Origin of the sequence: Rhodococcus sp. AD45-ID (assembly GCF_003023755.1) — a bacterium.
Taxonomy (GTDB): domain Bacteria; phylum Actinomycetota; class Actinomycetes; order Mycobacteriales; family Mycobacteriaceae; genus Rhodococcus_F; species Rhodococcus_F globerula.
On record NZ_PYHL01000001.1, the window covers coordinates 722,485 to 748,685 of the forward strand.

Annotated in this window: 21 protein-coding genes and 1 riboswitch; of the genes, 5 read left to right on the forward strand and 16 right to left on the reverse strand. The window is 61.3% G+C overall.

Going from position 1 to position 26,201, the window contains the following annotated elements:
- The first annotated feature begins 60 nt into the window (after positions 1 to 60).
- On the forward strand, positions 61 to 837 hold the full coding sequence (locus tag C7T36_RS03355) for a BPL-N domain-containing protein (RefSeq protein ID WP_045070731.1): 777 nt from the start codon (positions 61 to 63) through the stop codon (positions 835 to 837).
- Here C7T36_RS03355 and C7T36_RS03360 read toward each other — a convergent pair.
- The 9 genes from C7T36_RS03360 to C7T36_RS03400 all read right to left on the reverse strand — a co-directional run bounded on the left by C7T36_RS03360 (position 794) and on the right by C7T36_RS03400 (position 14,567).
- The gene (locus tag C7T36_RS03360; RefSeq protein ID WP_045070734.1) at positions 794 to 2,029 is read right to left on the reverse strand and encodes a heparan-alpha-glucosaminide N-acetyltransferase domain-containing protein; all 1,236 of its coding nucleotides are present in this window, start codon (positions 2,027 to 2,029) and stop codon (positions 794 to 796) included. The two genes, C7T36_RS03355 and C7T36_RS03360, sit on opposite strands and share 44 nt — an antisense overlap.
- A complete protein-coding gene (locus C7T36_RS03365) occupies positions 2,026 to 2,766 on the reverse strand; it encodes a BPL-N domain-containing protein (RefSeq protein WP_080711574.1) in 741 nt (246 codons plus the stop codon). Before C7T36_RS03365 ends, C7T36_RS03360 begins: the two co-directional genes overlap by 4 nt.
- A complete protein-coding gene (locus tag C7T36_RS03370) occupies positions 2,763 to 6,854 on the reverse strand; it encodes a Pls/PosA family non-ribosomal peptide synthetase (RefSeq protein ID WP_084703044.1) in 4,092 nt (1,363 codons plus the stop codon). The genes C7T36_RS03365 and C7T36_RS03370 overlap by 4 nt, the downstream gene beginning before the upstream one ends.
- A gap of 550 nt (positions 6,855 to 7,404) precedes the next feature.
- Positions 7,405 to 7,590, reverse strand: a complete 186-nt coding sequence (locus C7T36_RS03375; RefSeq protein WP_033231297.1) for a hypothetical protein — start codon at positions 7,588 to 7,590, stop codon at positions 7,405 to 7,407.
- Positions 7,591 to 7,637: 47 nt separating this feature from the next.
- A complete protein-coding gene (locus tag C7T36_RS03380) occupies positions 7,638 to 10,925 on the reverse strand; it encodes an error-prone DNA polymerase (RefSeq protein ID WP_033231531.1) in 3,288 nt (1,095 codons plus the stop codon).
- Between the two features lie 120 nt (positions 10,926 to 11,045).
- Positions 11,046 to 11,816: a (2Fe-2S)-binding protein gene (locus C7T36_RS03385; protein ID WP_052683634.1), complete on the reverse strand. Its 771-nt coding sequence runs from the start codon at positions 11,814 to 11,816 to the stop codon at positions 11,046 to 11,048.
- Positions 11,813 to 12,580 carry an ABC transporter ATP-binding protein gene (locus C7T36_RS03390; protein WP_052683635.1) on the reverse strand — a complete coding sequence of 256 codons (768 nt, stop codon included), beginning with the start codon at positions 12,578 to 12,580 and terminating at the stop codon, positions 11,813 to 11,815. The genes C7T36_RS03385 and C7T36_RS03390 overlap by 4 nt, the downstream gene beginning before the upstream one ends.
- Complete coding sequence (locus C7T36_RS03395; RefSeq protein ID WP_033231300.1) at positions 12,577 to 13,617, reverse strand: iron ABC transporter permease; 1,041 nt, start codon at positions 13,615 to 13,617, stop codon at positions 12,577 to 12,579. Before C7T36_RS03395 ends, C7T36_RS03390 begins: the two co-directional genes overlap by 4 nt.
- Complete coding sequence (locus C7T36_RS03400; protein ID WP_045071201.1) at positions 13,614 to 14,567, reverse strand: ABC transporter substrate-binding protein; 954 nt, start codon at positions 14,565 to 14,567, stop codon at positions 13,614 to 13,616. The genes C7T36_RS03395 and C7T36_RS03400 overlap by 4 nt, the downstream gene beginning before the upstream one ends.
- A 175-nt stretch (positions 14,568 to 14,742) precedes the next feature.
- A riboswitch (cobalamin riboswitch) is annotated at positions 14,743 to 14,890 on the reverse strand.
- Positions 14,891 to 15,028: 138 nt separating this feature from the next.
- On the opposite strand from C7T36_RS03400, the gene C7T36_RS03405 reads away from it, so the two are divergent.
- The 3 genes from C7T36_RS03405 (at position 15,029) to C7T36_RS30440 (ending at position 18,021) form a co-directional block, all read left to right on the forward strand.
- Entirely contained in the window at positions 15,029 to 15,529 is a 501-nt protein-coding gene (locus tag C7T36_RS03405; RefSeq protein WP_033231302.1) for a hypothetical protein, read from the forward strand.
- A 136-nt stretch (positions 15,530 to 15,665) separates the two neighbouring features.
- Positions 15,666 to 17,786, forward strand: a complete 2,121-nt coding sequence (locus tag C7T36_RS03410; RefSeq protein ID WP_045070736.1) for an MMPL family transporter — start codon at positions 15,666 to 15,668, stop codon at positions 17,784 to 17,786.
- A gap of 112 nt (positions 17,787 to 17,898) precedes the next feature.
- Positions 17,899 to 18,021 (forward strand): hypothetical protein, encoded by a 123-nt coding sequence (locus C7T36_RS30440; protein WP_258190574.1) that lies wholly within the window; start codon positions 17,899 to 17,901, stop codon positions 18,019 to 18,021.
- Positions 18,022 to 18,050: 29 nt separating this feature from the next.
- Here C7T36_RS30440 and C7T36_RS03415 read toward each other — a convergent pair whose 3' ends face one another.
- The 3 genes from C7T36_RS03415 to C7T36_RS03425 are packed head-to-tail and all read right to left on the reverse strand — an operon-like array spanning position 18,051 to position 20,100.
- Positions 18,051 to 18,977 carry a sucrase ferredoxin gene (locus C7T36_RS03415; protein ID WP_045070738.1) on the reverse strand — a complete coding sequence of 309 codons (927 nt, stop codon included), beginning with the start codon at positions 18,975 to 18,977 and terminating at the stop codon, positions 18,051 to 18,053.
- A gap of 14 nt (positions 18,978 to 18,991) precedes the next feature.
- The gene (locus tag C7T36_RS03420; RefSeq protein ID WP_033231305.1) at positions 18,992 to 19,564 is read right to left on the reverse strand and encodes a YdeI family protein; all 573 of its coding nucleotides are present in this window, start codon (positions 19,562 to 19,564) and stop codon (positions 18,992 to 18,994) included.
- A complete protein-coding gene (locus C7T36_RS03425) occupies positions 19,564 to 20,100 on the reverse strand; it encodes a hypothetical protein (RefSeq protein ID WP_045071203.1) in 537 nt (178 codons plus the stop codon). Before C7T36_RS03425 ends, C7T36_RS03420 begins: the two co-directional genes overlap by 1 nt.
- 116 nt (positions 20,101 to 20,216) lie before the next feature.
- On the opposite strand from C7T36_RS03425, the gene C7T36_RS03430 reads away from it, so the two are divergent.
- Positions 20,217 to 21,047, forward strand: a complete 831-nt coding sequence (locus tag C7T36_RS03430) for an alpha/beta hydrolase (protein ID WP_045070740.1) — start codon at positions 20,217 to 20,219, stop codon at positions 21,045 to 21,047.
- Here the strand turns inward: C7T36_RS03430 and C7T36_RS03435 are convergent.
- The 4 genes from C7T36_RS03435 to C7T36_RS03450 form a co-directional block, all read right to left on the reverse strand.
- Entirely contained in the window at positions 21,020 to 22,528 is a 1,509-nt protein-coding gene (locus tag C7T36_RS03435; RefSeq protein ID WP_045070742.1) for an HNH endonuclease signature motif containing protein, read from the reverse strand. The genes C7T36_RS03430 and C7T36_RS03435 overlap by 28 nt on opposite strands.
- Before the next feature lie 104 nt (positions 22,529 to 22,632).
- Positions 22,633 to 23,589 (reverse strand): R2-like ligand-binding oxidase, encoded by a 957-nt coding sequence (locus tag C7T36_RS03440; RefSeq protein WP_045070744.1) that lies wholly within the window; start codon positions 23,587 to 23,589, stop codon positions 22,633 to 22,635.
- Between the two features lie 66 nt (positions 23,590 to 23,655).
- Positions 23,656 to 25,263 (reverse strand): sulfatase-like hydrolase/transferase, encoded by a 1,608-nt coding sequence (locus tag C7T36_RS03445; protein WP_374700861.1) that lies wholly within the window; start codon positions 25,261 to 25,263, stop codon positions 23,656 to 23,658.
- Positions 25,264 to 25,425: 162 nt separating this feature from the next.
- On the reverse strand, positions 25,426 to 26,181 hold the full coding sequence (locus C7T36_RS03450) for an alpha/beta fold hydrolase (RefSeq protein ID WP_045070748.1): 756 nt from the start codon (positions 26,179 to 26,181) through the stop codon (positions 25,426 to 25,428).
- Between the last annotated feature and the right edge of the window lie 20 nt (positions 26,182 to 26,201).

A 26,201-nucleotide genomic window follows, 5' to 3' on the forward strand; every position in this document is an offset into this window, starting at 1 on the left:
GAACCACGAGTTCGATAAAGTGAACCCATGATTGCCGGGCCAAGCTGAACTGATCACGCGATGAATCGCCGCACCTTCCTCGTCTCGGCCGCTGCGCTGATCACCATCGGCGGAACTGTTGTCGCGTCAGCCGATTCCACCCGAATCCGTCCCCGGCGCGCCTTGGTCTACCGCGGGCCGGCATCATCACCCGGTTGTCCCGAGGCGGTTGGTCGGTTACTCGAATCCTCGTCCGATCCGTACGACGTGACGTTCTGCGGTCCGGACGAAGATGTTCCGTTGACGACAGCAGCGTTGGCGAGTGCATCGCTCTATGCACAACCCGGCGGCGGGGAACTGTCGGCGGCATGGGTCCACATGGAACAACACGCGGAGTCGATCCGCGAGTGGGTCCGAACCGGCGGACACTATCTCGGCTTCTGCCTTGGCGGCTACTTGGCCGGGGCCACACCGGGTTTCGGACTGCTGCCGGGAGACACCGCTCGATACATCTCGTCCCGCAAGTCCGAGATCGACACAACAGGCAACACGATCGTGAACGTCACCTGGCGCGAGGAGGAACGCACGATGTTCTTCCAGGACGGCCCTATCTTCGTACTGCGCGACGACGCCCCGGTGGAGGTACTGGCCCGCTACCGCAACGGCAAGGTCGCAGCCGTGGTCAGCGACTTCGGCCTCGGACGCGTCGGCGTTGTCGGACCACACCCGGAAGCCGAGCGTTCCTGGTACACACGCGGTCTCACCAATCCGGACGGAATCCGATTCGACCTGGGCCACGATCTGATCGATACGGTCAGGCGTGGTGCGCCGGAGAAGTTGTGGACGCCCTCTCCGTAACAGCCCGCTTGCTTCGATTTGCCACCATCGTCACAAACGCTTCCAACGGTCCACGCCCGGTAGTCAACTTCACAAAAAGTCCGATGGCAAAAGCGGCCAGAACCTGCAGGATGTACCCCGTCCACGCGCCGTACGTGTCGTAGTTCGAATTAATGAACCAGATGTGAAGCACGTACAGCGTCAAGGTCATCGATCCGGCGGCAGCCAAGGGCACCATCACGACCTTGACCAACGTATCCAGTTTTGTCCCCGCCAGGTGGCCGAGAAACAGCATCGCCCCGATCACGGCCATTGACGACCCTATCGTCCCCAACAGGTCCAGCGGCGTACTGCTGTGCGGGCCGTCGACGGCAAGCCACCACCACGTCGAACCGAACACCGAACCGTCGGCGCCGTAGGCGATGATGTCGAGAATTTCCTCGCGCGACAATTCGCTGCCCGCCATGAGGTGTTCCAGTCCGCCGAGATGAAAGATCAAGACCTCGGACAGAATTCGCGTGCCGACTGCAAGTGCAGCGCCGAACACCAACAAGCAACCGGCCACGTTCGCAGATGTCAGCTTCAACCGGCCGATGACGATACCGGCACACATGTACGCAGTCCACGGAAGAGCCGGGAACTCCCCGTTCAACAGCAGTTCTACGGTCCATCCGAGTGGATTCTCGATAATGCCGACCAACGTCGGGTTGTCCAAGCTCGGTGCGGGGAGCGATGTCCCGAAAAATTCGATGACGGCCGGCACGACAAGTGCGATCAGCAGGCCGAGCGCTGCAACTGCACGGGTAGGCAAGAAGACAAGCGGGATAGCGATAAGGAAAAGGATCGCGTAGTACGGCAGGATCACCACGGCGAGCTCCGCGTGCGTGTATCCCATGATCAATCCGATGACGCCGACCACCACTGCACGCGCTGCCAGTGACGCTGCTGTGGCACCGCGATCACCGCGTTCCACCCGCGCGCGCCCGGTCGTGAAGGCAATTCCCACACCGGCCAGGACTGCGAACAACGCAGACGATCGCCCTGCCGAAATGCCGTAGGACAGCGTGGGCGATCCGTCGTCGCTCACGGCGATCAGTGAGTGGACGGCCATCATGCCAAGCAGGGCAATACCGCGGGCGGCGTCGATCCCGAGAAGTCGCTGTTTTTCCACTACCGGGATCTGCTCCGTCGGCGCGAGCGGACTGGCTGTCATCGGGTCATCACCGCGTTGATCAAGCGGTACCCCAGGTCGGTGGCGAGGTGCTCGGGTGCCCGCAAACCGTCACCCTGATACCAGGATTCGTCGGCTTCAGGATGCGGCCCGACTACCCCGACCCGACCTTTGCCGTAGTCGATCTTCAAAGCCGCGATACTTCCGTTCTGATACCGCGCGAGAATCGCTGCCTCGGAATCGTAGTAATCCCGGTAATGCCGGTCGAGTGAGAAGTACGGTCCGTCCTGGAAGTACATTTCCTCGATCTGGCCGCTCCAATCCACCTCGAGTACAGCACCTTTTGTGTCGTGCACTTCGGCGTTCTGCAACGCGACGTACTGGTCTGCATCACCGGGAAACAGTTCGAACCCGGGGCTGCGGCCCGCGAGGTAACCACCGAGGCAGAATCCCAAGTACCGTCCACCGGATCGGACGAATTGCTGAATCGCCGGAACATGGCGGCGCAGGTGCGTGAACGCCCTGTCCAGGTCACCGCCGCCGGGTTGTGCGTACAGCGCCGCCGAATGGAGCGTTGAATCGTCGATCTGCAACTCCTCGTCCGGTCCGACAAAGCGCACGTCGAAGTTCCAGGCGCTCGACGACAACAGATCTGCGACGGCTTCCGGGCACCCCGGTAACGACGCGGGGCCGCGGTACACGAGTGCCCGCGGGTGCGGCCGCGTGCTGTAGGTCGTGCTTCGACGGGTCTTGTTCTGAGACAGCGATACCCATTTCATGCGGACACTCCTTGCGCGACGACGATGTCGGTGACAGCTTGGTCGGTGACAGCTTTCTCGAGGACAGCTTTCTCGAGGAGAACAGTCGAGCTGTCGTCGGCGCGAATCCCCTCAGCGGGAATTCCGCGCCAACTCGTCCGCGCCGGAAGCTCTTCGCCCTTCATGAGCAACGACAGCGGACTGAGTGAGGCTTCCTCGCCGACAACCGTGTCGTAGAGGATGATCGATCGTGTCCCGATGCTGGCGCCATCGCCGATGGTGATCGTGGACATCTTCATGACACGGTCCTCGAACAGGTGTGTCTGCAGCGACGACTCGGTTCCGATAGTGGCGTCGTCGCCGACGTGGACGAGGTCGAACTCGGTGAGATAGGTGGTTCCGAACCACACTCGCTTGCCGATTGTCGTGCCGAACCATCGCAGCACCATCGGCAGGAACGGGGTACCGACCAGCATCCCGACGCCAATCGGGACGGCAGCACTTTCGTAGAGCCCGGTCGCAAATTCGGACCGTCGGACGAACTTACTCCACAGCGGCTCAACCCGAGGTTCGTAGCGTCCCACAGTATTTCGCTTCACCGCCGCGCAGAATCCGATCACCGCAAGGCTCGACGCCATCGCGACCAGCGGCGCAACGAGGGCCGGAACGGGAAGTGCTCGCCCGAATGCCAAGGAGGACAAGACCAACAGATAAAGGTAGAAGCTCACGCCGAGAACTGTGGGTGGCAAGGTGGCGCGAAAGAACTCGATCACGTAGCGATCACGCACTACATCCTGCGGCGGCGTATAGATAAGCGCGTCGTCGTAATCTCCGCTGTCCTGACGGTTCGGCAGGTAGATAGCGGGCGAACCGAGCCACGACGTGCCTTCCGGAACACCGTTCACAGGCGGCACCGTCGCGACACCGATCAACGCATTGTCGCCGATCTCCATACCCGACGGGATCACCGCGGCATTACCGATGAAGGTGCGTTCGCCGATTCGAGTGGGCTGGAACATGATCCGGCCGTTTGCGAAGCTCGCACTTCCCACGCTGGCCATGTCGGCGATGAAGCTGTCCTTGCCGACAGTGAGCATGTCCGGGTCGATATGCGACACGGTGGAGACTTCTGCTCCGCGACCGATGTCCGCCCCGAGCAACCGCAACCACGGCGCGGTGTACAGCGTTGCGTACAGCGAGTTCGTGAACAGCAAACTGAACTCGAGCAACTTGTCGACCATCCACTTGCGGATACCGAGACCCGAGCGAACAGGATGCATTCCGGCAGGTGCGTTGCGAAGAACGAGTCGTTTGTTCACGGCAACAAAAACACAGACAGTGATCACGAAAATCGGTCCGGTAAACAACGTCGCCACCAGTCCCGCCAAAACACCCCAAGCCAGGAGGGCGCCCCAGACCAGTGCGATACCGGGAACCATCAGGGCGATGGCACCCACTTCGAGTGCCGTCAGACCGGCGAGTGCTGCCAGGATATGACGCACTTTCCAACGAGCACGGACACTTTCGGCTCGCATCATGGTTTCGACCGCCGGATCCAAGAACTCGGTCGGCACTGCCGGCGATCCTGCCCACCTGGCCTCCTGCGGCACGATGTGCCCGGACGGAAGCAGCGACTGATCACCGAGTGCGGCGCGTACCCCGACGGTCGATCCAGGTTCGAGCACCACGTTTGCACCGACAAATGCACCTGATTCGATGACGATCTTCCCCACCGTCACCGAACCGGATTCGACGCGCCACGGCCGGATGGTCGCACCGTAACCGATCGATGCGCCGTCTCCGATCTCGACCAGTGTCGGCAACGATATCGAGGACGTCGCGATGGTAGTGCGATGCCCGACGCGCGCACCGAGAATGCGGAGATAGATCGACATCAACGGCGATCCGCTGACCACGGGCAAAGCACCGACCGCGAGGAGCAGGTCGAGTGTCCACAGCCGCAGATACGTCGGACCCCAGAGTTTGTATCGCCCAGGCTTGATTCCTGCGGCAAGTGGGCGCGCACTGATGACCGGCAGGAACCAGCGCACGCAGAGATACGTGAGCATGATGGCTGCCAACATCTCGAACAGAACCGGCACCGACACAAAACCGTCGTTCTTCGTGTAGACGTACGAGACGGGAAGCGTCGTGATCAGCAGGAACACATAGATCACTGCCAACTGGATGCCCCCGGCGCGAGCCACTTCCGTATCCGTGTGTTTTACAGCAACATTCGGGGCAATCGGATGCTGGGAGCCCACTGCTGCCAGCGCGTGCGTGATCGAGCGAACAGTGGGATGACTGTACAGATCTCGGATCGAGGGAGTTGCGCCGATGCCACTTTCGCGCAGAGCAGAGATAACCGTTGCTGCCAGCAGCGAATGGCCACCAAGATCTTCGAAGAAGTTTGCTTCGACCGACATCTCGTCTGCGGGTATGCCGAACGCCCGCGCCCAGATATCGCGAACCGCTGCTTCCTGCTCGTTCCGGGGTTCGACTACCGGGCCGGTAGGAGCCGAGAAACGTCGCCGGGTCGGTTCCGGGAGCTTCGATCGATCTACTTTGCCGCTGGGCATCACGGGCAATGCGGGAATGAAGTCGACAAATGCGGGCGCCATGTACGCCGGAAGTCGTTGCGACACTGCTTTCGCGAGTTCCCCGACCAGGTACTCGTCCTCGATCGGGTCGACCAGCACCATGTACGCGCACAGTTCCGACGGCGTCTCGTTTTCCGATGCGGCGACCAGCGCCACCACGGCTTCCGACACCGACGGGTGTTCCAGGAGAACACTTTCGATCTCACCGAGATCAACTCGGTGACCACGAATCTTGACCTCGGCGTCGGCACGGCCCAGGTATTCGATCTCACCGTCGGCCGTCCAGCGTCCGAGATCGCCGGTCCGGTAGAGCTTCTGGCCCGCCGGCACGGAAAAGTGATCGATGAATTTGTCGGCGGTCAGGTCGGGGCGTCCGACATAACCACGCGCAACACCGCGTCCGCCGATGCAGATTTCGCCCACCTCACCGTGGGGTACCAGCCCGCGAGCTTCGTCGAGAATGACGACGGAGTACGTCGGGAGTGGGCGACCGATCGTCACCGTCCGACCTGGCAGGAGTTCACCCCACGTTGCGGTGACCGTTGCCTCGGTGGGCCCGTACGTGTTGAGGATCTTGCGGCCCGGACGCGCCCACCGTTCCACCAGCTCACGCGGGCATGCTTCACCGCCGACCAGCAGATTTCGAATCTTGGGCAGATCGCGCGGGATCGTGGCGAGCAGAGTCGGTACGCAGTACAGCGTCGTAATGGCGCGTTCTTCGAGGAAATCCGCCAACTCGCCGCCAAGTCGCCGACTGTCCGTCGGTCCGGCGACGATGGTTGCGCCGCGGGCCCAGGTGGGCCAGATTTCCTCGATCGAGAAGTCGAAGGAAATCGTCATACCCTGGTAGACACGATCATTCGGTCGAACATCGTAGACGTCGGGAACCACGTCGAGAAAGTTGCAGATACTCGACTGGGCAACTTCGACGCCTTTGGGTCGACCACTCGAACCAGACGTGTACAGGATGTAGCAGGCCGGGTCAGGGTCCGACGCAAGGTCCAGGACGGGCCGATGCTGCGGCTGGAAGTTCAACACCGCTACGTTCGTGTCGAGGGTGAGCCGCGCGACGTTGCATTCCTCGGCGTTCGGCTCCAACTCTGTCGAGGTCAGCACAAGCTGAACTCCGGCATCTTCGACCACGTACGCAACGCGATCGGACGGTGCGCCTGGATCGATCGGCACGAAGGTGCCGCCGGTTTTGAGCACGCCCAATAGACTTACATAGGTATCTACCGAGCGGTTCAGGAAGATCGCTACACGTGAGCCGACCCCGATACCCTCACCGATCAACATGTGCGCCAACTGATTCGATCGATCTTCGAGTTGGCGGTAGGTGATCGCAAATCCATCGCACTCGAGCGCGATTGCGTCCGGAACGGAGTCCGCACTTGCTTCGAATACGTGATTCAGGCGGCGAGGCCGTGTAGGCCGAACCGTAGGCCGAGCGCCGTGCGTGGTCCCCAACCCGGACCAGGCGTCAGCCCACAGGCCCTTGTGTTCCGACATGATTTCCCTCCGCGGGATGAATCCCGCCCCTTCGCACCGTGTTCCGGCTTCCCCAGTCCGGAACCCGGCCCTGTACTTCACTTGCCTGTACTTCACTACTCAACTAGCTGATTGATTGCACGGATGGACGCTACGTCGTTCCTATTAAAAAAACCAGCGCGAAAATTGCTCGATTCCAGAGGTTTGGAATCCAAAAGTTCCGTATTTCTTTTCCGCACAAATCGACGCGCTATCAAGAAATACCCACTGCCAGCAGATTCACGGGTAACTCGCAGACAACTGCCAGAGGAAACGTCTCCTCCCATGCCCGATTTAGGACTATTTGCCTTCAATGTGACTTTCGTCCCATTTTTTGGGCGACACTCACTTCTGTATCAACTCCGGCCTGCCCATCGGACTGATATTCGCCGCCGGGTTGTCCTGCATTTTCGCTTAAAAGACCAGCTAAACCGCATTTCGGTCGAAGACCATTTACCCGCACACCACGCTGCACCACACCACCGCGAACGGTCGACCATCGCCGAAGGTCCCTAGCGGGAAGCCCGAAACCTCACCATGCGCGCGCTGCGACGAAAATTTCCCGACGGACGCCCACAGTTGCCTCGACGAGTCCATGGACACCGAAAAGATACTCGAACAACAAGGCAAAGAATGAGAAAGAAAGGATGAAACCGGGGGTGAATGACACCACGTCGACGCCAATCACCAAAAGGGTGATATCGGGGGTGAATTTCATCAACTAAATTGCCAAACATGCGCTGGATACGCTAATCGTTTGCGCTGTCAGCAGTAATCCCGAGACTTCGCCGTGACACGGAGGTCCATGCGCTGCATCCGGTCTGCCACGACTGTCACAGCGCCTTCTGCGTTTTGCACTCTCCCCCGGATGAGGAGCGCCGGCGCCGTATTGGCCAGCTTTCGGTACTTGGCCCACAACCCCACCGAACACACCACGTTGACCATCCCGGTTTCGTCTTCGAGGTTGATGAACGTAACACCCCCCGCGGTTGCCGGGCGTTGACGGTGGGTGACCGCTCCCCCGACCAACACTCGATCACCGTCCGCAACGTCGAGCAGCCCGGACGCCGGGACCACGCCAAGTGCGTCGAGTTGCGGGCGGAGGAACTGCGTCGGATAAGTGTCGGGAGATACTCCGGTAGCCCACACGTCGGCCGCCGCCAGTTCGACGTCGCTCATACCGGGCAAGGTGGGGGCAGTGACCGATGCCCCCATCCCGGGTAGTCGATCAGGGCGCTCCCCCGCTGCAGCGCCCGCAGCCCATAACGCTTCTCTTCGCGAAATTCCGAAACTACCGAGCGCACCAGCCGTCGCCAGCGATTCCGCTTGTGCCGTCGTGAGTTCCACTCTTCCGGTCAGATCGAGAAATGACGTGAACCGCCCGCCGAGAGTGCGCTGTTCTACGATCTTCTCGGCCAGTGCGTCACCGATACTGCGCACGTCGCCCAGCCCCAATCGCACTTCGAGCCCCGCCGCTTCGACGGTGGCATGCGCCAGACTGACGTTGACGTCCGCACCGTGCACTCGCACCCCGTGCCTGCGGGCGTCGGCGACAAGCGATTGCGGTGAATAGAACCCCATCGGTTGAGCCCGGAGCAGTCCGGCGCAGAACGCTGCCGGATGATGCAGTTTGAACCACGACGAGTAGAAGACGAGTGCGGCAAAACTCTGCGAATGACTCTCCGGGAAACCGAAATTGGCAAAGGCGTACAACTTCTCGTAGATACGGTCGGCAACTGCGTCATCGATTCCGTGAAGGTCGCGCATTCCCTGATACAACCGCGCGCGCAGTTGTTCCATCTTCTCGGTGGAACGCTTCGACCCCATGGCTCGACGCAGTTGGTCTGCCTCGGACGGCGTGAATCCCGCGACGTCGACGGCCATCTGCATCAACTGTTCCTGAAACAACGGAACACCGAGTGTGCGCTTCAGGGACTTTTCGAGCGAGGGATGATCATAGGTGACAGGTTCGAGTTTGTTGCGCCGACGAATGTAGGGGTGCACCGACCCACCTTGGATCGGACCGGGCCGGATAAGGGCAACCTCGACGACCAGATCGTAGAAGTTCCGCGGTTTGAGACGCGGCAGCGTCGCCATCTGCGCACGCGATTCCACCTGGAACACTCCCACGGAATCTGCCCGCTGGAGCATCTCGTACACCGCAGTTTCCTGCAGATCCAACTGCGCCAGATCAACGGTGACGCCTTTGTGCTCGGCTACCAGATCCATCATGTAGTGCAGGGCCGAGAGCATTCCCAGGCCCAGGAGGTCGAATTTGACCAGACCTGCGGCAGCGCAGTCGTCTTTGTCCCACTGCAGGACACTGCGATTGGCCATGCGCGCCCACTCCACCGGGCAGACGTCGGCAATCGGGCGGTCGCAGATGACCATGCCGCCGGAGTGGATACCGAGGTGCCGGGGAAACCCCTCGATCTGTGCGGCCAGTTCCAGCACCGGGCGCGGTATATCCGTCTCGGCGTTCTTGTCGATGCCGCCCCACCGTCCGACCTGCTTACTCCACGCGTCTTGCTGTCCTTGCGAAAAGCCCAGTGCCCGAGCCATATCCCGCACCGACGATTTCCCTCGATAGGTGATGACGTTGGCCACCTGTGCGGCATACTCGCGGCCGTACTTGGTGTACACGTGCTGGATTGCCTCTTCGCGGCGGTCGGATTCGATGTCCACGTCGATGTCCGGCGGACCGTCGCGCTCGGGTGCGAGGAATCTCTCGAACAAGAGCTCGTTACGAACCGGGTCGACGTTGGTGATGCCGATGGCGTAGCACACCGCCGAGTTTGCCGCGGAACCTCGTCCCTGGCACAGGATGTCGTTGTTCTTGCAGAACGAAACTATGTCGTGGACAACGAGGAAATACCCGGGGAAGTCCAAGGACGTGATGACGGCCAGCTCGTGTTCGAGTTGTCGATACGCCTTCTCCGCACCCTCGGGCGGCCCGTAACGATCCAACGCCCCCGCCATCGTGAGCTCACGCAACCACGACGCCTCGGTGCGGCCAGGCGGTACGTCGAACGGCGGCAGTTTGGGGGCGATGAGCCTCAGATCGAAAGCGCACTCACGGGCCAGTTCGGCAGCTCCGCTGACCGCCTCCGGGTAGAGCGAGAACAACGACGCCATTTCCTCACCCGAACGCAAGTGCGCCCCACCCGTCGGAGCCAACCATCCGGCGGCGTCGTCCAGACTCTGCCGGGAGCGAACCGCAGCCATCGCCATGGCCAACCGGCGACGCGGGGGCGCCGCAAAATGCGCCGCCGTGGTCGCCACGGTTCGCAATCCCTGTTCGGCGGCAAGCTGTGCCAGAACAGCATTGCGCTCGTCGTCCTCCGGCAACCCGTGATGGGTGAGTTCCACCGCCACTCGGTCGGCACCGAAACGTTCGACCAGATCCCGCAAAGCCGCAGCGGCGCTGCTTTTCCCGCCGGCGGTGAGAGCTTGCCGCACATGACCTTTCCGGCACCCGGTCAGGATCTGCCAGTGCCCACCCGCAGCTTCGGTCAAGGTGTCGAAGTTGTACTGCAACTTCCCTTTCTCACCACCGGCCAGGTGAGCTGCCGCGATCTCACGGGAGAGCCGGCGATAGCCTTCCTGCCCGCGCGCGAGAACCAACAGGTGCGTCCCACCGGGATCGGCCGCCCCCACTCGCGGTGTGGAGTCCAAGGACAACTCCGCCCCGAACACCGTCCGCATTCCCCATTCTCGAGCAGCCTCGGCAAACCGCACCACTCCGTAGAAACCGTCGTGATCGGTGACGGCAATAGCTTCCAGGCCCAGTCGGACGGCTTCCTCCACCAACTCTTCCGGAGGTGAGGCGCCGTCGAGAAAACTGAACGCAGAATGGGCGTGAAGTTCGGCGTACGGCACGGTGCTGTTGCCGCGAGCGAGTTCACCGGCGGTGTACTCCCCACGCTTGCGTGACCATGCCGGGCTGTCGTTTCCGTCCCCGGGAAACAGATCTTCGTGCTCGACTCGGCCGGCGCGTCCCGACAGAACTCGTTCCATCTCGGACCACGTCGGCGGTCCATTACCCCAGCCCATACTTGCCTCACCGATTGCGAACAGTGCCTTTGCGAACAGTCGCGATGCTGGGAGGGAAGACGCATCGTGCATCGAACTTATGTTCGATGCCTCCAAGTTTGGCAGCTCACCCGCCATCCGTCAAACAAGAGCGGCAAGCAACCCCACACGATCCTCGGGCGCACGCTTGGGGCAACTGGTGCACTTGGCTTCGCCTGGCACCTCGTAGATCAGGCAACACGACGCACGCTGGGTGAACCGTCGTCGACCCGCCGGCACCGATGTCAACGGATTCTCCACTCGCGCGGCGTTCGCCCCCGCGTTCACATCCACAAAACGAGGCCGCGGAATGGGCGCGCCCGCACTACGGAGGGCATCGATCAATCCAGCAGCGCAGGCACTTCCGCGCTCACGGCGTACGCCTGCCGCATCGAGCGCGCGGTTGGCAATGGAATCGGTGGTGATCGCCCACAACGCCTTCGCGCGCACTCCGGACACCTCGGCCAGCACCTCGATGACAGGCGTCAATGCCTCGTGCATCGCCCGAGCCAACTCGTCAACACCGACAGTGATCGGGATGAGAGAAGCAGCAACAAATCCCCCGAGATAGCCGTCGTCACGCAGGAAAATCCGGGCCCCGGACAGCGACGGATCGGCGGCAAAACCGGTGACCAACCCCGTTCCGAGCGGGATGCCGGTCAACGTGGAACTGGCCGAATACCACCACAAAGTGCCGTTGACCCGGCTCTCGTCACTCCCCCACCGCTTTGCCGTATCCGCGACGCGCGCTGCCATCCAGTCCGGGTCCGTCATCACCTCGGCCGGGATGGTCGCCGGATAAGCATCGAGGCTTTCGAAAAACGGAACCGCCGCCGCCATCCGCGCGTAGATCGCGCCTATCTCGTCATTCACGCCAGCCCCACAATCTCCATCCGCGGACGCACCCCGTGCTCCACGCGGGCCTTGATCCCGAATACCTCGGCCAGCAACGATTCTTCCAGCACCGCAGCGGTGGGCCCACACGCCCGCAAGTTTCCCGCCTCGAGCACCGCCAGTCGATCGCAATATTCGACGGCCAGGCGAAGATCATGCATCGTGACCACCACGGCCAACCCCTGCGACGCCAACTCCGTGAGCAGCTCCATCACGATCAGCTGATGCCGCAGATCCAGATGATTGGTCGGCTCGTCCAACAACAGGATCTTCGGTTGCTGCGCCAGCGCCCGGGCAATGGATACGCGCTGACGCTCACCACCGGAGAGCGTCGCGACGTCCCTACCGGCCAGTGCCTCGAGACCGACCTGTTCGATGCACCGATCCACGATGTTGCCGTCTCGCTCCGTCGTGCGGTCCAGCCAATTTCGGTGCGGTGTGCGTCCGAGAGCAACGGATTCACGCACCGAAAGCCCACCGGACACCGCTGGTTCCTGAACGCTGGCCGAGACGGTTCGGGCAATCTCCCTGCGCGACAATGCCGTCGCGTCCACCCGATCGATCAGCACCGCACCACCACTGGGGGTCAGCGCGTTGTAACAGCAACGCAGCGCCGTCGTCTTGCCACTACCGTTGGGACCGACCAAACCGAGAATCTCACCTGCGGAAGCCTGGAAACCTATGCCGTGCAACACCTCACGACTTCCCAGACGGGCCCGCGTGTCGACGAGTTCGAGAATCACTGCTCCAACCTCCTGTACTGCCGGTAGAGCATCCAGACGAATATCGGCGCTCCCACCAAGGCAGTGATCACACCCACCGGGAGCTCTGTCGATTCCGACACCGAGCGTGCCACCGTGTCAGCAGCCACCATCGCCACTGCGCCCAGCAGCGCGGCGGCGGGAAGCAGACGGATTGCTCTGGTACCCACCACAAATCCCGCAAGGTGCGGAATCAGCAATCCGATGAAACCGATGCCGCCTGCGACGCTCACCGCAGCGCCGGCCAGGACGGACACCGCAAGCAGTGACAACACGCGGAAGCGTCGCACGTTCATACCCAAGGCTGCGGCGCCGTCGTCGCCGGTCTGCAGGACGTCCATCCAACGCGCGCTGAGCAGCAACGCAACTCCGACGACAACAAGCGCGACGGTCGGGAAGATCAGCGTCGACCATCTCGAATCGCCGAATCCGCCTGCTATCCAGTGCATCACGGACGTCACGTGCCGATCGTCGGCCAGAACCAGAATGCAGAACGTGATGAGCGCCGAGAAGATCTGGGCCAGAGCAACTCCCACCAGGATGATCGCCGTGGGCTGAGGGTATCTGCCACCGATCACCAGGGCGAGGAACAGCGGGATCATCGCGCCGACAAAGGCCGCGACGGGAATCGTGAAAACGCCCAGGACACCAACACCGATACCCAGCACGGAAACCAGCACCACCATGAAGCCCGCGCCGGACGACACGCCGAGAAGGTAAGGATCGGCCAAAGGATTGCGGGTGACCGCCTGCGCCACCGCACCTGAGAGCGCCAACGACGCACCCACCACGGCAGCGGTGAGGGCGCGCGGCAGGCGGGAGTCGATCACTATCGACTCCCGCGCCGCTGTCCACCAGGTCTCGAAAGTCCCTGGCGCCAAGCGTGCTCCGACTATCGCCCACACGTCACCGACGGGAATGCGCACCGACCCGAACGACACCGCCAACCCCAGCATGGCTGCCAGGGCTACCAGCAGTCCAGCCAGCAGAGCGCCGTAACCGGAACGTGAAAGTGTCACTTCGCCGGGTCAGTGCCTGCAGTAACAGCACCCGGATGGAAAGCGCTCGCAATGGTTTGTGCCGAGCGCACCAAACGGGAACTCTCGAAGAGATCAGCAAGAGGCACCACGACAAATCGGTTCTGCGCGACGGCCGGAGTGGTTGCCATCAACGGCTGCGACCGCAGGAAGTCGATCTTCTGATCCGCTGTCTTGTCTCCGTAGTCGATGACGACGATCGCCTGGGGCGCACGCTCGGCAACAGCCTCCCAGCTTGCATCGATGTAGGGCTTGGCGCCTTCGGAGAAGATGTTTGTCACGCCGGAGTACTCGGCAACCAGTTGCCCGACGCCGACGCCACCGATCGTGGTCGGAACATCCTCACCGCTGTCGTAGAAGAACGCGGATACCGGCGCGGCATCGCCGATCGACGCGCGGACTGCGTCAAGGCCAGAGCTGATCTGTTCGGCTACGGCGCGTGCGGAATCCTCGACTCCCAAGACCCGGCCGAGTTGGGCGTAGTCGTTCTCGAGCAGCCCGATATCGGGGAAACCGGTGCCGCAGTATTCCGAGAAGAGGAAGGTATTGATCCCTTTCTCGGCAAACGCGTCGCGTGATCTTCCCTGCTTCTCGTTGAATGCGCTGGTCATACCGCCGACAACGAAGTCGGGATCCACGTCAAGAATCTGCTCGGCACTCGGGAACGTGTCGGACAGACTGGGGATCTTGTTGAACTGTTCGGCGGTCTCCGCGGTGGGCGGGTTGTCGCTGTATGCCCGTCCGACAATGCGGTCACCCGCGCCGATCTCGATAAGTGCTTCGGTGACATGGCCGTTCAAGGACACAATTCTCTGCGGCGGTGAATCGAAGACCAGTTCACGGTCGCAATTGGTGATGCTGACCGGCTGAGCGAACGACTCCGTCGACGCGGAGTTTTCGGTTGCCTCACCTTTCGAACAACCGGCGGCCATCAACGCAGTCGCGATCAACACGACAACGGCGCGGGTGGGGGAAATCTTGAGTGACACGGGACCTCGCAAAAGGGCTCAGAGCCACGAATGAGAATCCTGGGAGAACACCCACCACGTATAGGGAATCCGCGGGCAGTGCTCTCGCTGGACTTCCGGTTCGTAGACCACGACGAATGGATGTCGCACACCACGCGGCGGGCATTCGGGCTCATTCATTCTCGATGATTCGAGAACGAACCTACCGTTGCGGGTCAGCGCCGGAATTGGACCGGCTTCCCCCACACGCATGGCTTGCAAGTGCTTCCAGCAGTATGCCTGACACATCCGAACCGAATCGCAGGCGGCCTCGCCGCGTACATTCCGGACTCTCTCCAGAGCACGGTATTCCGCCACGGACCTCGAAAAAGGATTAGCATGCGGTACCACCGAAATTCGGAAACTCTGGACAGATCGGAATAGACGTGAAAAAGATTCTGAATTCCCTTTCCGAGGACGAATACGTGTTGATCCTCGAGACCAAAAAGGATCAGATTGCCGAACTCGACGAAGACGAACTGATCGCCCTGCACACGCGCATTCGTCGAGCCCGCAACAAGTACACAAAGTTGTACCGACGTGCGGGTTCGGCAAAAGTGGCCGAGAAGAAGGGACGCGGATCCGGTAAGTCGGCAAATGCGCGCAACGCCGGCAAAGCAGAAGTTTTCGAAGACGCGCTCAGCAGAGTGAGCCGCCGGCTGGCAGCGGTCTCGCGCCAGAGCGCCCGAGAGCTCAAGGACGAGCGGCTGGGCCGCGCTCGCAAGGACGCACCGTCCTTCAGCGACATCGACACGGGTAACGGAAAGGTCGCGTCCGCGGGCAAGGCTCGCGTCGACGAAACTCGTAGTTCTCCGGGCAAGAAGAAGTTCGAAGCGTCCAGTATCGCCGCCGGTGCACGGCGTCAGGCCAAGAAGGACAATCGCTGACTCCACGCACCAGGTATTAGCCGATGTTGCCGCTGAACGTGACTTACGTTCAGCGGCAACGGTGTGTCATGCCCAGAATCCCTCCCCCCGATACAGTCGGTACGGCCATGTCCGAAAATTTCACCGGAGTTGATCAATGACACGCTGGGCCCAAACCGTCGTTTCCCGAAAATGGTGGGTGCTCTCGCTCGCAGTTCTCATCGTGCTGATCAGTGGCGTGTGGGGTCTCGGAGTATTCGGAAAGCTCAGCCAAGGCGGGTTTGTCGACCCGGGTAGCGACTCCGCGAAGGTCGCAGCAATCGTCGAGGAAAATCTCGGACCGCAAACCGCGGACATCATTGCGATCTACACACCGACCGACGGCCGAAGTCTCGACGACATCGGCCCGGCGGTGACAGCCACCGTCGACGAATTCACGGCCAACGTCCCGACAGCCTCGGTGAAGTCGTATTGGACCGCCGACGCCGCGACCAAGGCAAATCTGGTCTCCAACGACGGAACGATGGGCGCGGTTGCCATCACCTTGGCACCGGATTCCGGAGTCACCTCCGCCACATTTTCCGATCTGCTCCCCACGCTCGAAGTGGAAGGCGCGCAAGCACAATTCGCTGGAAACACGGTAGTGGGTGTCGCCTTCAACACCACGCTGGAGAAGGATCTTGTTGTCGCGGAGGCCATAGCCATCCCGATCACCCTCGTGTTGTTGGTCTTCATCTTCGGCGGTCTTGTCGCTGCAGCCGTACCGGTTTTTGTCGGAGTTTTGAGCGTGCTGAGCGCCTTGGCCGTACTGCGAGTTCTGACGTCGGTCACCGAGGTCAGTTCGTTCTCGATCAACGTGGCCTCACTGCTGGGGCTCGGCCTTGCCATCGACTACGGATTGTTTGTCGTCGGGCGATACCGCGAGGAACTGAACTCCGGTTCCGAACCGGGTGCCGCAGCCACCCGCACGGTCCTGACGGCCGGTCGTACCGTGATGTTCTCGGGGCTGCTGCTGATCTGCGCGTTCAGCGGCATGCTCGTGTTCCCCCAAGCTGTGATTCGTTCACTCGGGTTCGGCGCCATCGCCGCCGTGCTGAGCGCGGCAGTACTGTCGCTGACCGCGGTACCCGCCTTGCTTGCCATTCTGGGCCACCGCATCAACTCGTTGACGTGGCGCAAGGGCGCAGCCCAACGCGGAGAAGAACGTTCACGCAGGTTCTGGGGTCGCGTCGTCACGTGGGTGATGAAACGACCTGTTGCCGTATCGATCACGATTGTCACCCTGCTTCTCGTACTGGCGTCGCCGCTGCTGGGCGCGCGACTCGGCGAACTCTCGTACACCGCATTGCCCACCGACGACCCCGCTCGTACTGCAATGGACACGCTGGTCAACGAATTTCCCCAGACAGGGAACGGCGCGACACTGATTCTGCAGGCGGAGGGCGATACCGTGCTCAACCCTGCCGAAGGCACGGCAGTAGCCGAAGCCGCAAGCCAAGTCGAGGGCATCGCGCAGGCAACCGTCGTCGCGAGCACCAACTCGCTGATCGCAATCCAAGCGTTCTACAGCGAAGGATCCACGCCGCAGTCCCAAAGTGACGCTGTCACCGACCTACGCGAGATCCCTGCGCCCGACGGCGCCGAATTATTGGTCGGCGGCGGGCAAGCCACCGTCGACGACGGCAACAACGCTGTCCTGCACTGGTTGCCGGTCATGATTCTGATCATGGTCGGTTCGACCCTGATTCTGCTGTTCCTCGCCTTCGGATCAATTGTGTTGCCCATCAAGGCTGTGCTGATGGCTGCCTTGAGTTTGGCAACCACCTTCGGCGTCCTCACCTTCGTCTTCCAGGAGGGCCACGGCGTCGAACTTCTCGGTGTCAGCCAGACACCGCTCGAAGCAACATTTGTTGTCCTGATCCTGGCCGTTGTCTTCGGACTGTCCACCGACTACGAGGTTTTCCTCATGTCGCGCATGGTCGAAGCGAAGAACGACGGCGCGACAACGGAAGAGGCCGTCAAGTTCGGCACCGAGCGAACGGGCCGCATCGTGACGGCCGCGGCACTCCTCCTCATCGTCGTGACGGGCGCTTTTGCCATGTCAGGTCTTGGAGTAATGAAGTTCCTCGGAGTCGGCATGATCGTGGCACTGATCGTCGACGCAACCATCATCCGCATGCTCCTCGTTCCGTCCCTGGTGAAGCTCATGGGCGAAGCAAACTGGTGGGCGCCGGCGTGGATGAAGAAAATCCACGCGAAGGTCGGCATCGGGCACTGACCCGCTCCTGGTTTTCCCCGATCGGGTAGTCATCCTCGAGGATGACTACCCGATTGCGTAAATGGATCTCTGGGGCGATGTTCTTCGGCGCCAGGGTCGTCAGACTTGAAGCATGACAATTTTCGAGTGGATTCTCACCGTCCCCGCCATCGCCGTCGGCGGGGCATTCCTGTTCTCAGGCATCGTCACGGCGGGACTGGACTTCGACGTCGACGACGGAATCCTGGTGAACTGATGCACGACTGCGACTGATCACGACTGCGACTAATTAAGAATCAGGCCCGAACCCAGTTCGCGAACCGACGTGGCAACAACGGACCGAACAGGTTTGGGATCCGCCCCACAGCTGGGTGGACGCGGAGCCAACTCCGACGTCTGCGTTTCCACTTCCCAACTCCGCCCGTCGACGTGCTCGACGATGCACAGCTGACCGCCCAGATCGTCTACCCTCAGATCGTCGATGCCGCAGGGAATATACTGCCGGACAGCAATTTCCGCGACCTGTCCCACCGAGTTCCACGGACTCCGGCCCCGCAGCCCAGGAAGATGAACTTGACCGCTGACCGCAGACTCCACCGCCGCAAGGCTTTCCGCCCCGGACAGTCGGCCGTAGGTATAGCCACTGGGCAACAGGATCATCGACGGCGCAAACCGATGACCACCCGTATGCGAGCATTCCCACACGTTCTCACCGAACGCCGGAACCAGCTCCGCCGCAATCGGCCTGCCCAGAACTGCGCAACACTGATCACGTTTTCCGTGCGCGCACACCAGCACCACGGGTTCGTCGACCCTGACACCCAGTCCTGGGGCCGGCCCACTGAGCAGAGCGAAGTCGATGTCGAGAAGATCGAACGGCGAATCGATCTGCAGTCGTTCACACCACGAATCATCGGGATCGGAACGAGCAAGAAGCACCGTGTGACCGGCAGACAGTGCGCGACCGGCAGACAGTGTCTCGTTTCGACCGGGATGTCTGATGAACATCACACGCACGTCCGCAGCGTCCGCGCGTCGACTCAATTCGGTGGCAAGTTCCTCCCCGAGAGCCGTGCCGTCGAGAACATCCCGACCCCAGGCACCGACAAACTCGAGGCACACCCAACCACGCACAACGGCCGCCGTGCCTTCCAACGGTTCGTCGACGGCAGACAACGCTGAGCAGGTCTTGGCTTCGGTCACGAGTGCCATTGTGTCAGCCCTCGTCAGTGAAACTTCTTACCCTCCTCGAGTTGGCTGATGAACTTCTGTATCCGGCGGGTCCTGGTCTCCGGGCGCTTCGCTTCCAACAGGCGATAGAAGATCGCGAACCGATTAGTCGAATTCAACGTTTCGTAGAAGGCCTGTGCTTGGGGATTCAAGGCCAATGCGTCGAGGAAATCCTGCGGCACCTCGGCTTTCGCGGACCCTTCGTACGCGCGCTCCCACCTGCCGTCGGCTTTGGCTTTCTCGATTGCAGCAATGCCCGCGGGTTCGAGCAATCCTTCACTCTCGAGCCTCGCGACAATCTCCACGTTGCGTTTCGACCACGGGCTACGCGTCGTGCGCGGCGAGAACTTCCGCAAGAAAAAGTTGTCGTCGACCTTCCTCGGCAGACTGTCGATCCACCCGAAACACAGGGCGACATCGAGCGCCTGGTCGTAGTCGATCGACGAATGGGGTGATGACTTCTTGGCCATCTTCAGCCACACCCCTGGACTCACGTCGTAGTTCTCGGATAACCACCGACGGAATTCCGCGCCGTCCGCAAAGTATTCGATATCCAGTTCCGGCGCCATCAGTACTCCTCTACCCGATTCCTACGGCCACCCGGCCACTGAGCTACCCATACTCTGACAAATCCCTGCGACAGATATCCGAGACTTCCCAGTGCAAGCACCCATTTGCTGATGCTCACCGCTGTGGTGATCCGAACCGTCCTGTCGGTGATGTTGTCACGATGATCGAGCAGATACAGCCCGGTGATGTTCTCGACGTAGTCACCGGCAGCGGACAACACCGGCGCCGCGGCAAGCGCCTTGCGAACCGTCGGCGAGAGCGGGGTGCGCTCCCCCAACCGTCGGCCGGCGGCGCGCAATGCGACCGCGTAGATCGCCGGATGAACAAAGTCCGGGTAGTAGTGACTGCGGAACCGCGCCGTCTCCGCGCCGTCCATCTTCGCCAGAACCTCGCGGTACCGACGTGCGGAGAATGCCGTCTGCACCTCCAGAACCCGCGGACCCACCGGCCCCAGAAGTCTGACGATATTCGCCTGGGAGAGAACAAATACCGCGGACCACACAGCCATGGATCGCTGATTCGAAGTTCTGAACATGTCAGCAATCTTGCCAGTTGTGTGCGGCTTCACGTCAGTGGCGGCGTCCGGGTGAATGACTTGGACAAAAATGGGCATTCCCTGACGATCAGAACTGATCGATCACAGGAGTCCTCATGCCCACTGCCGCCAAACCGACGGTACTTTTCATCCACGGATTGTGGATGCATCCCAGCGCGTGGGACCCCTGGGCCCAGGCCTTCGCCGAACGCGGATACGGCACCATGTCGCCCGGTTGGCCTGGCGACGGCGCCACCGTCGGGGAATCCCGAGAACACCCCGAAAACATTGCGGGACACGGAATCGACGAGATCACCGAACACTATGCCAAGGTGATCGCCGACTTGGATGCTCCACCGATCGTGGTCGGACATTCCTTCGGCGGGCTTACCGCACAGAAACTTCTGGGTCAGAAATTAGCTTCCGCTGCAATAGCAATCGACCCCGCACAACCAAAAGGCGTCCTGAAACTTCCCCTCGTGCAACTCCGCAGCGTTCTCCCGGTCTTGTCCAATCCGACAAACTATCGGAAGGCTTACTCGCACACCAGAGATTCCTTTCACAAATCCTTTGCCAGTGCAATCACCAAGAGTGAATCAGACGCGCTCTACGAGCGATACGTAATTCCGGCACCCGGGCAACCACTCTTCGAGGCTGCGCTCGCCAACTTCAATCCCCACAGCCCCGCCCACGTCGACTTCAACACCGAACGCGGCCCACTGCTGATGATCGGCGGCGGACAAGATCGAACGGTCCCGAAAGCCAGCACCGACAGTTCGTTCAAGATGTATCACAAAGCGCCAACGGTCAACGAGTACAAGGTATTCGACGACCGTGGTCACTCACTCACCATCGATCACGGTTGGCGCGAAATTGCGGACTACAGCTTGGCATGGTTGAGCCGCAACACAGCAGGCACTCAGAACGGTGGTGGGTCGTTGCCGTAGTCGACGGTTTTGTGAGGCACGCGCTTTCGCGGTGTGGAGATCGGGAACGTTTGCCGGCGTTTGCGTTCCGCGTGTTGTGCTGTGCGGTGCTGAATCTTGACACGCCGGAGCTTCCGCTCACCTCGGATGCGGGCAGCTTTGTTTTCCAGACGAGTCCGTCGCGGTTTGCCGCCTTCCTGTGGCGGTGGTTCCTGCATCCCCGCGAGTAGTCCGGCATCTCTGGTGCGGTAGCAATGGCCTGTCTGTGAGGTCAGGGTGATGCTGCGATCCGGGTTCGGGGCGAGCTGCCACTTCCCGGAATGCTTGAGGCGGTGATGGTTGCGGCAGAACGCGCTCAGATTCGACGCGACCGTCTTCCCGCCCTGTGCGGGGTTGGTGTGGTTGAACGGAACTGTGTGGTCGAGGTCGCAATTCCAGGCCGGGACATCGCAGTGCGGCCACTGGCAACTGCCCGCGATGACCCGCAGCCACGCATCGAGTGCCGCGCCGGGGCGGTACACCGTCGCCGAGGCGGGCACAGGTGATTCCGGTACCCGCACTTCCCGAACGTCTGCGTCTTTCACGATGTCACGGGCATGCTCGGCACTGATCACGCCAAAGCCGTCGAGATGTGCAGGTTCGTTCGATCCTGGACTCAGGGTGGAATCGTGTACTACGACATGTACCAACGGCCGGCGAATGATCACCAAACCACTGCGGTCCTGCGGGCAATCACCGCGCTCGCAGTCACACACCAACACCGTCGAACCACTCACCAACGCGCCCAACGCATCCGCGCGCCGCTGCTCATACGTACGCGAATCACGGCGGCACACCGACATCGCCAACTCCCGCAACCGGCCGTCAAAGGCGCGGGCCTGCTCCGCCGGGATACTGCCCAGGATGCGGGCCATCCCGTCCTCGGCGGCACTGACCCCCACAAACCTGTCGGCGAGGGCGCGGCGGCGTCGTTCCCGCATCCCCTCCGGATCGACCCGGGCCACGATCCGGTCGATCGCCGCGGTCAACCGGCGACCCGTCAACCCGGTACCGCCGTCCACGGGTGGAGCCAACACCTGCTCGAGCAGCAAGCGTTCGACTTCGTCGATCAGCTCGTCGCTGACATTCGCGGTCGCGGACTCGATCAAACCGACACGGTAGAAGTCGAGTTCGCCGCGGGCCATCGCCGCACGAGTGCGATGCAACCGCGTCTTCAAAGCAAAACCCAAACCGATGAGCTTCCCGGCAGCAGCACGGCCCATCGTCAACACCGCACCGACCTCGGATTCCGCCAACTCGTGCGCCGACGACGTCCATGTACCACCCTCGACATGCTCGGCGCTGCGGCGGGTGAAAAACTCCGCCACCACCGCCAGCTTCCGCTCGACCAACATCGCCTCACACGAATGCAATTCGGCCATCAAATCAACGAGGGCGCAATCGGTTTCGGTACCACTCAGCTGTGCTGAGATACCGAAACTTCCCACCCCCGGATCGAACATTCCCCCACCCTAATCGAAATCCTGTTCGATTACGAGGGCTCCCGAAAACCAGTCGGAAAAGTCTGAATATCGACTGGAAACTTCAGGGCGGCTTAGCTTTTGACCTAGCTACCGGCCTCAATCATCACTGCGGCGTCTTCGGCACCGAACTTCTCCTCGAGCGTCTCGGGTGAGTAGTCGAGGTCGATCTCGGCCACGTCACGCCCACGCGCAGACTCGATTGCCGAGAGCCGTCGCTGAGCACGATCAGCCGCGTACTCGAGAAACTCCTGGTTGTCGAGACCGAAAGGCTGGACTTCGAACTGATCGTTGACCCAGTTGATGAGACCGAGAGCCATCGGCATCAACTCGCCCATGCGCGCCTGCACTACATCCCACAGGGCGTCGTCCGCAGCCACGTGTCGGCGGCACGTGAAGGTTCCCCACGCCATGTGGCGCCGCTCGTCGTCGCCGATCTTTTTGATCAACTGCTGCATCCCGGGCAGGATTCCCCTTGTGGCACATACCTTCTGCCAGGCGTAGTAACCCGTCAGCGCAAGGCTGCCTTCGATGACATGGTTGTAGGTGACGCTCGCCCGCACTTGGTTGACCGGGCTGGGGTCGGTCTGGAGAATCCGCAGCGACGCCGGCAACTCCTCGTAGAACAGTTGTCGGTAGTCCGGATTATCGGCGACGTAGGAATGCAGGTCGTCGGTGAGTCCGACCTCATCCATCCAGAGCCGGAAAACCTGTGTGTGCTTGGCTTCCTCGAAACAGAATTGGGTCAGGTACATCTCGTCGCTGAACCTGCCTTCAGCGGACATCGCCTGCATGAACGGTTGGATGTCCTCGGTCACTGCTTCTTCACCGGCGATGAACTGCGCGCACAGATACGTTGCGCTGCGCTGCTGCTCGCTGGTCAACTCTTGCCAGTCTCGAGCATCTTTCGAAAAATCGAGGTCTGCCGGGTTCCAAAATTTGGCATTTCCCTTGGTGAACAATCGGAGTGGAAAACAATCCCAGTTCAACCCTCCTGATCGGAGGGAACTGAATCCTTCTCGCCCCGGCGAGGTGACGGTCATGACATTCCTTCTTCCCGAAACGAAGACATATGTCCGAGGGGAATGCCCGCAGAACTCCGTCGTGAATCAGTTTTGCGGAATATTGCTCGACTCTGCCAGCGAAACGCCCTTTGCCTGCATCGCGGCAAAGAGTTGTGCGTTCATCTCGGCGGCTTTGGCGGGCTGGTAGGACGCAAAATTGAACGGGTTGGCCAGGTTGTTCGTCTCCAGGGGATCGGCAATCAGGTCGTACAGTTCGTATTGGGGCGCAGCAGTTCCCGCCGGGTCGAAGTACATCGTGTACTTCCACCTGCTGTCCCGAATGCAACGAATATGGTTCGGCTGCGTGACGATGTTCTGGCCGTCGGGCGTCGCACAGTTCTGATCGTCGTACGTGAAGAGAATCGTGTCCTGAACGTGCACGCTGGGTGCGTCCGGATACGCCGCCGCATCGACGAGCACGGGGGTGAGATCGGTGCCGAGAAAGTTCCACGACGCACGATCCGGCACTTGCGCGAGGTTGGCCAGAGTGGGCATCACGTCGATCAACGACGCCAACGCGTCCGTCTGAACGGGCTGTGGGAACAACAACGGATTGCTGATCACGAGTGGGACGCGCAGAGTTTCCTCGTACGCGTTGAACACCTTCTGCCGCAAGCCTCCGTGCGACATTCCCATCTCACCGTGATCGGACATGCGCACGATGACGGTGTCGTCGAGCAGCCCCGGAGTGGCTTCCAAGGCGTCGAGAACACTGCCGATGCGCTCATCCACCACCTTGTGCATGTAGGCGTAGAAGTTGATGTATCGCCTGGCCTGATCGGGTCCGAGCAATGGACCGAGTCCGGCGGCGAGCAACAATTCCGACTGCACCTGAGCGCTCGGTTTGTAGTTGAAGGCAAGGATTTCGTCGTAGGTCGGTGGGAGTTCGATGCCCTGCTCGAAAGCTCCCGGCGCATCCGACCCGTAGTTGTCGCACGTACCACTCATCGCATCCCACGACTGGGGATATGCAAGGACGTCGTGCGGATTGACGAACGATACGATCAGCGCAAAAGGCTTGTCCCCTTTGGCATCCGGTCCGGTGAGAAATTCGACGGCTTCCTCGGCAGCGCGGCGGTCGTGATCGGCGCATCCGCCGCCGAAATGGTCTGGGTTTGTGTCCTGTCCGGCATCAGGTGGTGTCCACCCGCCGAAACCGAATGCGGCAACGTCGTCACTGGACGGATCACCACCGGATGCTCCCTTGCTCAGATGCCATTTCCCCCGGTACTGGACGTTGTACCCGGCGGATGCCAGCATCTTCGCCATGTTCTGCTCCGACGTCTGCAACTGCGGTTCGGTGGGAGATACGGTGCCGCCCTCGGTCAGGGTTCTGGTCACACCGTGTTGCGCGGGATACAGCCCGGTAAAGAACGTGCTCCGACTGGGCGAACACATCGCCGTGTTGCAGACCGCTTGATCGAAAGTCAGTCCGTGACGCGCAATGCGTTGGCGATGAGGAAGATTCCGCTCCGCCCACCCTTGCGGCCAGTACATCGGCCGTCGTTCCTGATCGGTGATGATGACCACGATGTTGGGCTGAGCGGGAAACGAATCACTGGGCGCTGCCCGCGACGGCGCGGCTGCGGCGCCCGCCGACCCGATATCCGTCATACCGGCAAGAGCCAAAGCGCCCATCCCGCCCAAGAACATCCGACGCGGCAATCCGTGACTGCACTGGGGGACGTTCGCGGGTTCTGGGCTCACGTGATGACGTCCTCTCACAGTGTGTCTGCTAGAGCATGTGTCTGCTAGAGCAGTGTGTCTGCACAGAGTTGACCGTCGGCGGGTTCTCTACACATCTGGACGCGCGGTTTACGAAATAAAAGGCACCACCGCGGCCTCGAATTCTCGGTAGCCGTCCCGATGAACGCTGTGACCGGTGCGAAATGACCTGACCTCACACCGCTTGACCGTGGCGCTTACCTCGCGAAGCCGATCGGAATCCACCATGCCGCCGAGGCCACCACGCAAGAACAAGGTGTCCGCTTCGATCAGCGGCAAGGATTCCCACCACAGTTGATCCGGTTGGCGGAACTGCGTCAGCGCCGATCCCGTCATCGACTTGTCGAAGGCCAGGGCAGCCCGCGGATGTCTCACCAAACTTGTTGTTGCGTGCCACAGTTCGGACATGCTCGGCAGCTTGCGAGAAAATACCTGCTCCGGATCGCCGGGACGCAGTGGGAGCGGCGCTTCCTCGATGACCAGCTTGCGAACACCGGTCGTCCGCCGCTGCGCGATCAACGACGCGGCGTGCCCGCCGAGCGAGTGCCCCACCAGGTCGACGTGATCGAGTTCCAAGTGATCACAGACGTCCATGATGTCCGCGGCAAATTCCTCGAACAGGTACGACGACGCCCGGGCACTGCGCCCATGCCCACGAAGGTCCACCGAGACAACCCGTCGATCGCGGGACCGCAATGCTCTGGCGAACCGATCCCATGTGCCGCTGTCGCCGCCCATGCCGTGCACGAGGACGACAGGAGGCAGTTCGGCAGTCCCGGAACCGGCCCCCGAATCGCGGTAGCTGATCTCGATTCCACCGGCACTGCGCACGTTAGCGATACTCACGATGTTCCAGATTAGCCGTA